Source organism: Ralstonia sp. VS2407 (assembly GCF_052950655.1).
On sequence record NZ_JBRFVG010000035.1, the window covers coordinates 1 to 927 of the forward strand.

General features: G+C 73.2%; 1 protein-coding gene. It reads left to right on the forward strand.

The window, feature by feature from the left end:
• On the forward strand, nucleotides 1-927 hold a 927-nt coding region (locus ACU8YE_RS23640), incomplete at both ends, for an amidase (protein ID WP_446929766.1).

Sequence of the window (927 nt, forward strand, 5' to 3'; positions counted from 1 at the left end):
CTTCGGCAATCCGCGCTCGCCGTACCCCCGCGACGTGCCGGGCGACGCGCGGATTTCGGGCGGCTCGTCGTCGGGGGCGGCCGCGTCGGTCGCCGACGGGATGGCCGCCGTCGCACTCGGCACCGACACCGGCGGCTCGATCCGCATCCCGGCCGCGCTGTGCGGGCTCACGGGCTTCAAGCCGACCGCGAGCCGGATCCCGACGCAAGGCGGCGTGCCGCTGTCGACGACGCTCGACTCGTTCGGCCCGATCGGCCTCACGGTCGCGTGCTGCGCGCTCGTCGACCGGATGCTGGCGGGGCTCGAGCCGCACGTGCCGGCCGCCCGGCCGCTCGAAGGCGTACGGCTCGGCGTGCTGACGAACTACGTGACGGACGGCGTCGATGCCGACGTCGCGGCCGCGCTCGACACCGCGCTCAAGCATCTGGAAGCCGCCGGCGCGATCGTCACCGAAGTGCGCTTCCCCGCGCTCGACCGGCTGCCGGAGATCAACCGTTTCGGCTTCTCGCCGATCGAGGCGTACGCGTGGCATCGTCCGCTGCTCGCCACGCATCGCGACCAGTACGACCCGCGCGTGCTGACGCGGATCCTGAAGGGCGAACCCGCGAGCGCCGCCGACTATCTCGACCTGCTCGCCGCGCGTGCCGCGATGCTCGACGAAGCCGCGCACACGGTCTGGTCGCGCTTCGACGCGCTCGTCGCGCCGACGGTGCCGGTCGTGCCGCCGCGCATCGCCGAACTCGAAACGGACGACGACGCGTTAACGCGCACCAACGCGCTGATCCTGCGCAACCCGAGCGCGTGCAACTTCCTCGATGCGTGCGGGCTGTCGCTGCCGTGCCATCCGCGCGACGCGGCACCGGTCGGCCTGATGCTCGCGGCGGCGCCGCATCGCGACGACGCGCTGCTCGCGATCGGCCAGTCGGT